The following is a 5,367-nucleotide window of genomic DNA, read 5'->3' on the forward strand; positions in this document are numbered from 1 at the left end:
GGAGACGGCCGGGCCCGGAGTGCCGGAGACCGCCGGGCCCGGCGTACCGGAGACGGCCGGGCCCGGGGCGCCGGGGGCGGAGGCGGAGACGGACGCACCGGTCGTCGCTGCCGGTGTTTCGCCTGCGCTGCTCTCCACCAGGGCGACGATGTTCTCCAGCTCGGCGTCCGCCCACGCGAAGGCGTCCTCGGGTCCGGCGAAGGGGGGCACGTCCGCGAGGTACGCCGTGTGGGCGGGCGGTTGCGCCGCGGTCGGACGGCGTCGGTCGTCCTGGTCGAGACCCGCCTCGGCGACGGCGGCCAGGACGCGCTCGGCCACGGCGGCGTACCAGTGCAGGGCGACCGCCTGTGCTCCAGCGGGTGCCGGGGCCCGGACCGGCGTCGGCGATGTTGCCGGTGCTGTCGACGCCGTCGGCCCCGGTGCTGTCGCCAGCGGCGTCGGGAGCGTCGCGTCGGCCGCGCCGTGCGGCGCGGCGTCGGCCTCCGCGAGTTCGCGGGCGAAGTCGCGGACCAGGTCGTGAGGGGTGTAGCGGCCGTAGGCCCGCTCCTCCAGAAGGGCCACGTCGACCAGGCGGTTCAGCGCGGCCTCGGCGCGGGGCTCGTCGGCCCCGATGAGCCGGGCCAGCAGCGGGACGCCGTACGTCGGCAGGTCGAGCGCGCCGATACGGCGCAGGACGAGGGCCGCGTCCCGGTCGACCGCGCGTCCGGAGCCGGCGAGCGCCTCGTGGGCGACGGCCAGGGAACGGCGGACGCTCAGATCGTCATACTCCAGATGCGCCAGCCTGCTGGCAGCGTCCGCGAGTTGACGGGCCAGGACGTCCGGCGTGAGGGCGCTGCGCGCGGCCAGCCGGGCGGCGACGACCCGCAGGGCGAGCGGGAGGCGGCCGGTGAGACCGACGAGCGGGTGGCCCGCGCTCAGCTCCGCCCGCCCCTCGCCGGGCCCCGAGGCCGTGCGCAGCAGAGCGGCGCTGTCCTCGCCGGAGAGCGGCGCGAGCGGGAAACGGTGTGCGCCGTCGAGGGCGGTCAGCGGCGAGCGGCTGGTGACGATCACCGCGCACCCCGCGCCGGCCGGGAGCAGGGGGCGGACCTGAGCGGCGGTCGCCGCGTCGTCCAGGACGACGAGGGTGCGGGTCGGGGCGAGCAGGGTGCGCAGCAACGCCGCGGCGGCGTCCGGGTGTTCGGGGATGTGGCGTGGTTCCACCCCGAGGTCGCGCAGCAGGGCGGTGAGCGCCTGCCCCGCGGCGAGAGGGGTCATGCCGGGGGTCGCGCCGTGCAGACGGAGGTACAGCTGCCCATCGGGGAAACGTTCCCTCAGCCCGTGGGCGACCTGGAGGGCGAGCGCGCTCTTGCCCACGCCGGCCGTCCCGCTGAGGACGACGACGGCCGGACCCGGGTCGCCGCCGGGACAGTCACCGACGACGGGGCCGGAGGCGAGCGTGCGGTGGAGTCGGCGCAGGTCTTCGAGGCGGCCGGTGAAGTGGGCGGGAGGCGGAGGCAGTTGAGCGGGGCGAGGGTGTCGGGCCGACCGGGCCGCGGAGTCGCACTCGGCGGTGGGAGCAGGGAGAGGGGCGGGGGCGGGCGAGGACGTGGCGGGAGCGGGGGAGGACGTGGCGGGGGCGGGGGAGGACGTGGCGGGGGCGGGGGAAGGCGGCGCGGCGAGGGCGTCGGTCATGGATCCCAGCAGCACCTCCACATGCGCCTCGCGGACCGCCGGGCCCGGCTCGACGCCGAGGTCCTCGACGAGACGGGTGCGCAGGTCGCGGTGGACGGCGAGGGCCTCGGCCTGGCGGCCGGTGCGGTGCAGGGCGAGCATCAGCTGACGGTGGAACGCCTCGCGCAGCGGATGCTCGGCGGCCAGCGCCGTCAGCTCCGGCAGCCTGTGCTCGAACCGCCCTGTTCCCAGCGCGAGTTCGGCGTCGTGGCGCCACTCCAGGAGCAGGAGCCGGGCCTCCCGCAGCCGTCGCGCGAAGGCATATCCGCCCAGCTCGGCGGGGAGGCCGCTGAGCGGAGCTCCCCGCCACAGCGCGAGCGCCGCCGCGCACTCGCGCACGACCCGTTCCCAGTTCTGGGCGGCCTGCGCACCGCGCGCTGCGGCGACGTGCTGCTCGAAGACATGGACGTCGAGTTCGCCCTGCTCCACCCTGAGCCGATATCCGGACGCCACCGCCCGCAGCCGCTCCGGGTCGTCGAGCAGCCGGCGCAGCCGGGTCACATGGTTGTGCAGCGAGGCCTGAGCGGACGCCGGAGGAGCGCCGCCCCACAGCGCCTCCTTCAGCGAGTCGACGGGAACGGTCCGGCCCGCTTCCAGGAGGAGGGCGACCAGCAGCGCACGCACCTTGGGGCCGCGGACGGTCTCGTACGGAGGGCGAGCGCGAACACGGGGGACGGCCTCGTCGGCAGTGCCGGCATCGCGCCGGCCGCGGACCTCGGCTTCGGACCCGGGCGCGGACCCGGGCGGGGACACTGCCTCGGGGTCGGACTCGGGGTCGGGCGCGGACACTGCCTCGGGGTCGGGTGGGGACTGGGGGTCCGATGCGGACTGCGGGTCGGGTGGGGACTGGGGGTCCGATGCGGACTGCGGGTCGGGTGGGGACTGGGGGTCCGATGCGGACTGCGGGTCGGATGGGGACTGGGGGTCCGGTGCGGACTGCGGGTCGGGTGGGGACTGGGCGTCGAACGCGGGCTCGGCGGTGGCTTCCGTCGTGTCGGCCGTGTACAGGACCGGCGGGCCCAGCAGTCCGAACCGCAGCCCGTACCGCCGCATCACGCCGCCCATCGCCTTCCCGCGCCCGGCCGCTGCCGGGTCGCTCTGTCGAGTCGCCCGCGCCCCGGGCGGGTACCCCGCCGTGCCGGCGCGATTCCGCCCCCGGCCGCCGGTTTTCCGCCCTCCGGACCCTGGCGGCCCTGGAGACGGTCCCCGCCGGGACCGGCCGTCGATCCGGCCCGCCCCCGTGGTCGTCCGACGACTTCAGGCCGGATGACCAGCGAAGACCCGAACAATCGTTGGCCATATGTTAGCGATTCGTTGGCGTGATCTGGTGTGATCAGACCCTCGGATCTGGCCCGTCGGCGCGCGCGTACGCACGCGCAACTCGGGGGAGTGTCGCCGCTGCGGCCGGTCCGGGGGTGTGTGGGGCCTCGGTCGTCAGAGGTGAACGACCGGGGCCCGCCCCGTTTTCCGGGCGACCGGGCGCCGCTGCTCAGATGACCGGCGGCCTGCCCAGCCGGGTGAGCCGCCACACCGTCCGCCACTTCATGGGCCGGCGAGCCCCCGCCGGCTTCCGCACGCCCTCCGCGAAACCGCCGAACCAGGCCTTGAGCCCGAGGAGCGAGCGCGTGCGCAGCAGGGTGACGGCGATCCAGACGCCCAGGTGGACGGGGATGAGCGGCAGCGGAAGGTTGCGCCGGACCAGCCAGACCCGGTTGCGCGCGGTGACGCGGTGGTAGATGGCGTGCCGGGCCGGCGAGGTCTTGGGGTGCTGGAGCAGCAGCTCCGGCGCGTAGAGGATCTTCCATCCGGCGTCGGTGGCCCGCCAGGCCAGGTCGGTCTCCTCGTGCGCGAAGAAGAACTCGGCGGGCCAGTCGCCGGTCTCTTCGAGCATGGCCATGCTCAGGGCGTGGCCGCCGCCGAGGAAGCCGGTGACGTACCCGCCCTGCAGCGGGTCGGACGCGCCGACGCGCGGCACGTGCCGGCGCTGCGTCTCACCGTGTTCGTCCGCGATGCGGAAGCCGACGATGCCGAGCCGGGGGTCGGCCGCGTAGAGGTCGCGGATGCGGCGCAGGACGTCGGCGTCGACGAGCAGTCCGTCGTCGTCCAGTTCGACGACGACGTCCACGTCCCCGAACGCGCGGAGGCGGGCGAGGCCGACGTTGCGGCCGCCGGGGCAGCCGAGGTTCTCGTCGACGTCGATCGTGGTCACCTCGCCGGGCAGGGAGAGCCGCTCGGCGAACTCGGGGAGCACGCAGCCGTTGCCGACGATCACGATGCGGGCCGGGGCGAGGTCCTGTTTGGCCACCGACTCCAGCAGCGCGTCGACCTGGGCGGGCCGGTCCCCCATCGTCACCACGGCGACGGCGATCCTCGGCCCCGCCGCGTCTCCCATGCCGACCGCGTCCCCCACGTCCACCACGTTCCTCTCACTCCGTCCGGTTCTCGGCGGCCGCGTTTCCGTGCGCACCGCGGCTGCCTCGTGCACCTAGATGGTGCCTCAGATGCCACCGCCGCTCCGACAGCCCCCTGTTGCGGCCCCCGCCGGGCCGGCGGCGAGAGCGGGCCGCGGGCCCTCACGTCTCCCCCGTAATCTCGGGGAGGACCCTTCCCACCTGGAAGAAGAGTCACGAAGTAGAGCCACGAAGAAGAGCCGCCCCGAAGAACACCGCCTCGAAAACCACGCCTGGAGGAAACGCCGTGCCCTTCCGCTGTGCCGTACTCGACGATTTCCAGAACGTCGCGACGACCGTCGCCGACTGGTCGGCCCCGGGCGAGGAACTGGAGACGGTCTCCTTCACCGAGCACTTCTCCGACGAGGACCGACTCGCGGCGGCGTTGGCCGACTTCGACTGCGTGGTCACGCTGCGGGAACGGGTCCCGTTCCCGGCGTCGCTGCTCGACCGTCTCCCCCGGCTGCGGCTGCTGATCGCCTCCGGCATGCGCAACTCGGTGATCGACTACGCGGCGGCGAGGGCGAACGGCGTGACGGTCTGCGGCACGCAGAGCTCGTCGACCCCGCCGGTCGAGCTGACCTGGGCCCTGCTGCTGGGCCTGGCCCGGGGTCTGGTCCAGGAGAGCACGGCCCTGCGGGAGGGCGGCCCGTGGCAGTCCACCGTCGGCGCGGACCTGCACGGCCGCCGGCTCGGCCTGCTGGGCCTGGGCAGGATCGGGAGCGCGGTGGCCCGCGTGGGCCTCGCCTTCGGCATGGAGGTGAGCGCGTGGAGCCAGAACCTGACGCGGGAGCGGGCGGCGGAGGTCGGCGTGAGCCCGGCCCCGTCGAAGGAGGCGCTTCTCGCCGAGAGCGACTTCGTGTCGGTCCACCTGGCGCTGAGCGACCGCACCCGGGGCCTGGTGGGCCCCGCTGAAATGGCCCGGCTGAAACCGACGGCCTACCTGATCAACACCTCGCGGGCGGCGATCGTCGACCAGGATGCGCTGCTGGCGGCTCTGCGGCAGGGCCGTATCGCGGGCGCGGGCGTCGACGTCTTCGACGTGGAGCCGTTGCCCGCCGACCACCCGATGCGCACGGCTCCCCGCCTGCTGGCGACCCCGCACCTCGGCTACGTGTCCCGGGCCAACTACGAGCGGTACTACGGGCAGGCGGTGGAGGACATCCGGGCGTATCTGGCGGGAACGCCGGTGCGGGTGCTGGGCTGA

The 5,367-nt window shown here is 74.9% G+C and carries 3 protein-coding genes; 1 reads left to right on the top strand and 2 read right to left on the bottom strand.

Annotated features, from left to right (window positions below):
* On the bottom strand, window positions 1-2,775 hold a 2,775-nt coding region (locus ACFVYK_RS08550; RefSeq protein WP_389770239.1), incomplete at its 3' end, for a BTAD domain-containing putative transcriptional regulator.
* 424 nt (window positions 2,776-3,199) lie between these two features.
* The gene (locus ACFVYK_RS08555) at window positions 3,200-4,102 is read right to left on the bottom strand and encodes a glycosyltransferase family 2 protein (protein ID WP_389770463.1); all 903 of its coding nucleotides are present in this window, start codon (window positions 4,100-4,102) and stop codon (window positions 3,200-3,202) included.
* Between the two features lie 305 nt (window positions 4,103-4,407).
* On the opposite strand from ACFVYK_RS08555, the gene ACFVYK_RS08560 reads away from it, so the two are divergent.
* Window positions 4,408-5,367 (top strand): D-2-hydroxyacid dehydrogenase family protein, encoded by a 960-nt coding sequence (locus ACFVYK_RS08560; RefSeq protein ID WP_389770241.1) that lies wholly within the window; start codon window positions 4,408-4,410, stop codon window positions 5,365-5,367.

The sequence above is a fragment of the Streptomyces sp. NPDC058291 genome (genome assembly GCF_042880855.1).
GTDB lineage: Bacteria > Actinomycetota > Actinomycetes > Streptomycetales > Streptomycetaceae > Streptomyces.

Bases quoted from the DNA above. Each gene is read 5' to 3' on its own strand.
- ACFVYK_RS08555 (WP_389770463.1), bottom strand. From the start codon at position 4,102: ATGGGAGACGCGGCGGGGCCGAGGATCGCCGTCGCCGTGGTGACGATG.